At 50.7% G+C, this 3545-nt stretch carries 3 protein-coding genes; 1 reads left to right on the top strand and 2 read right to left on the bottom strand.

Annotation, left to right across the window (positions count from 1 at the left end; translation table 11 throughout):
• The first annotated feature begins 150 nt into the window (after positions 1–150).
• A complete protein-coding gene (gene pepD, locus Q338_RS12210) occupies positions 151–1584 on the top strand; it encodes a beta-Ala-His dipeptidase (RefSeq protein WP_034295898.1) in 1434 nt (477 codons plus the stop codon).
• A gap of 137 nt (positions 1585–1721) precedes the next feature.
• On the opposite strand, the gene Q338_RS12205 is transcribed toward pepD, so the two are convergent.
• Together Q338_RS12205 and Q338_RS12200 are read right to left on the bottom strand one after the other, a co-directional pair.
• A complete protein-coding gene (locus Q338_RS12205) occupies positions 1722–2690 on the bottom strand; it encodes an ATP-binding protein (RefSeq protein ID WP_034295895.1) in 969 nt (322 codons plus the stop codon).
• The gene (locus tag Q338_RS12200) at positions 2684–3358 is read right to left on the bottom strand and encodes a response regulator (protein WP_034295893.1); all 675 of its coding nucleotides are present in this window, start codon (positions 3356–3358) and stop codon (positions 2684–2686) included. Before Q338_RS12200 ends, Q338_RS12205 begins: the two co-directional genes overlap by 7 nt.
• Positions 3359–3545 lie beyond the last annotated feature (187 nt).

Here is a 3545-nt window from a genome sequence, read left to right as displayed (position 1 = left end):
TCGTGAGAAAATTAATACGATACCACTGAATTGATGCGGACTTCTTTTTTTATTGTACTTTTTTTGTCGTGTACTGAAAGGCAGCCTGAAAATCCGCCATTTTGATAAAATCCCCCATTTCAACAACCCCATTATTCAAAGGAAAAAACCATGCCCTTATCCAAACTTGAACCGCAAATCGTGTGGGATTATTTTGCCAAACTGTGTGCCATTCCGCGCCCGTCTTATCAAGAAGAGGCGGTACAACAATTCGTGTTGGACGAGGCGGTGCGTTTGGGTTTGCACGCCGAACGCGACCATGTGGGCAATATTCTCGTCCGCAAACCCGCCACGCAAGGCAAAGAAAACGCCCCCAGCGTGATTTTGCAAGCGCATTTGGACATGGTGGCGCAGAAAAACCACGACAGCAATCACAATTTCGCCACAGACCCCATTCAAACCTACATTGACGGCGATTGGGTCAAAGCGCGTGGCACCACTTTGGGCGCGGACAACGGCATTGGCGCGGCGGCGGCGTTGGCGGTGCTGGCGTCCAACGATGTGGCGCACGGCAATTTGGAAGCCCTGTTCACCGCCTGCGAAGAAAGCGGCATGGAAGGCGCACTCGGCTTGCAAGGCGGTTGGCTGAAAGGCGATATTTTGCTGAATTTGGACACGGAAACTTTGGGCGAAATCTGCATTGGCTGCGCTGGCGGTGTGGACGCGAGTTTCAGGCTGCCTTTTGACACGCAAAACGCGTCTGGCAAGGCTTACGCGCTGACCGTGCGCGGTTTGAAAGGCGGGCATTCGGGCATTGACATCATCAAACAGCGCGGCAATGCGATTAAAATTTTGGCGCACATTTTGCGCGATTTGCACGACCACATTCAGTTGGCGGATTTGCACGGCGGCACATTACGCAACGCCATTCCGCGCGAAGCCGAAGCCGTGTTTTTCAGTCAGCATGATTTGGCATTTTTGCAAAATAAAATCAACCAAGTAGCCAATCCCATTATCGCCACCTTGCCAAGCGAAGACGAAAACATTCGCATTGAATTGCGCGAAACCACCGCCCCAGAAACCCATTTCACAGCAGCCAGCCAAGCGACCATTTTGCGCGTACTCAACGCCAGCCCCAACGGCGTGGACGGCATGAGTTTGACTGTGCCGAATTTGGTGGAAACTTCGGGCAATTTGTCCAAAGTGGCATGCGTTTCAGGCAGCCTGAATGTGGAATATTTGCTGCGTTCGCAAAACGATTTTGCGCGCAATCATTTGGCGCAACGTTTGTGTGATTTGTATGAATTGGCGGGCGGCACGGCTGAATTGAGTGGCGCGTATGTCGGTTGGCAGCCTGACCCCAATTCGCCCATCGTGCAAACCGTGTACCGCGAAGGCGCGAAATTATTGGACAAGCAGCCTGAAATCATGGTCATTCACGCAGGTTTGGAATGTGGGATTTTGGGGCGGAATTATCCACATTGGCAAATGGTTTCCTTTGGCCCAACGATTGAAATGCTGCATTCGCCCGATGAACGTGTGAACATTCAATCGGTTGCCGTGTTTTGGACCTGGCTGAAAAATGTGTTGGCGGCAATCAAATAATTTGCGCTGAAAATAAAATTAGGGCAGCCTGAATGTGTTTTCAGGCTGCCTTTCGTTACACGACAAAATTCATGTAGGGTGCGTATGACGCACCAAAATGCCAGATTATTTGCATGATTTGGTGCGTGGTAGGCACCCTACATTTTCTGCCTAAAAATCAAACTCGCCCTTACCCCATTCTCCTGATTTTGCAAACGCAATTCGCCACCATGCAAACGCATGATTTCCGCCACAAAACTCAACCCCAAACCGCTACTGCGCCGACCGTTGGCGCGAGGCAAGGAATAAAAGCGTTGCGGGATTTTTGCCAGCGCGTAATCGGGCATGGTCGTGCCCTGATTGTTCATGTGCAGCGTGAAAATGGACATTTGGCGGCTGAAATGCAGGCGGATTTCGCTGTTTTCATCGGCAAAATCAATCGCGTTGTACAATAAATTGTCTATGGCTTGGCGCAATAAAGTCGGGTTGCCTTGCAGCACAATCTCTGGCGTGGACGTGTCCACATTCAAACGCAAATGTTTGGCGGCACACGCATTTTCCGCTTCACAGGCAGCCTGAAACGCCAAAGTGTGCAGCGAAACCGTCTCCACAACCGACAAATTATCGCAATTTTCCAAACGCGCCAATTCCAATAATTGCGTTATCAACTGCTGCTGTTTTTGCACATTGCGCGACAATCGGGCGACCAATTCGTGTTGCTCGTCCGTCAAATCGCTGTCTTGCAGCAATTCCAGCGCGGCATTTTGCGCGGTCAAAGGCGTTTTCAATTCGTGGGTCAAGCCCAAAATGTAGTTTTCAATGTGTTGGCGGTGGTTCAGTTCATCGCGCAAATGGGCAATCGCGTTCACCAATCGCGCCAAATAGCTTTCGCCAAATTGCGGTTTGGGCGCGGTGCGGTTGGCTGCCATCGCTTCGGCATAGTGGCGAATGCGGTTAATGCTCCGTGCCAGCCACCACGCCAACATCATCAAAATCAATAAATTTAAAATAATCAATAATTTGATTTGTGGACTATTGTGCCACCACGCCCACGCCATCAACAGCGTACAAATGCCCAATAAACAAAAAAATAGGCGTAAACTGATGTTTTTAAAATATTTCAACATGAAAAACTGTATCCTAAACCGTGATGGGTGCGAATGACTTCATCGTCAATGTGGGCGGCACGGAGTTTTTGGCGCAGGGCGCGAATGTGGGTGTTAATCGTGTGCGGGTCGGATGGGCGTTGGTCGCCAAACATGGCGATGAGCAATTCTTCGCGGCTGAACACGCGCCCTTGCCGATTGAGCAGGGTGCGGAGCAGGCGGTATTCGCCCAATGTGAGTGGCAAGGCTTGTCCGCGATGGCGTATGCAATGCGCTTGGCTGTCGTCTTGCCATTCGGCTGTGGAGGTTTCAGGCTGCCTGAAAGTTTGGGTGCGGCGCAATACGGCTTTGATTCGGGCAATCAGTTCGCGTGGGCTAAATGGTTTGCCCAAATAATCGTCTGCGCCCAATTCCAAACCCAAAATGCGGTCGGTTTCTTCGTCTTGCGCGGTGAGCATGATGACGGGCAAATGGTGTTGGGCGCGAATCAGTTTCAAAAAATCAAAGCCGTTGATGTCGGGCAAACCCACGTCCAGCAGCAGTAAATCAAACTGGGTTTGTGCCAAAAATTGTTGCGCTTGGGCGGCGGTAACGGCAATTTGGGCGGTGCAATGGGCGCGTTTCAACGCCATTTCCACCAATTCGGCGATTTCGCGTTCGTCTTCTAAAATGAGAATGTGGGGGTTCATGGTTATCGGGTCGCAATCTTCATGAAATCTTCATAATTGGTTCACAAAAATTTGATGTCTGTTTTGGATAATGTGGGCTGTGGTTTCAGGCTGCCTTTCAGTACACGACAAAAATCTTTCAGGCTGCCTGTAACCTGTCCCCTCTCCCGCTTGCGGGGGAGGGTTAGGGTGGGGGTTCGTTGATTTT

The organism is Alysiella crassa DSM 2578, assembly GCF_000745955.1.
In the GTDB taxonomy this organism is placed as follows: domain Bacteria; phylum Pseudomonadota; class Gammaproteobacteria; order Burkholderiales; family Neisseriaceae; genus Simonsiella; species Simonsiella crassa.
This window is presented reverse-complemented; position numbering and strand designations above follow the sequence as displayed.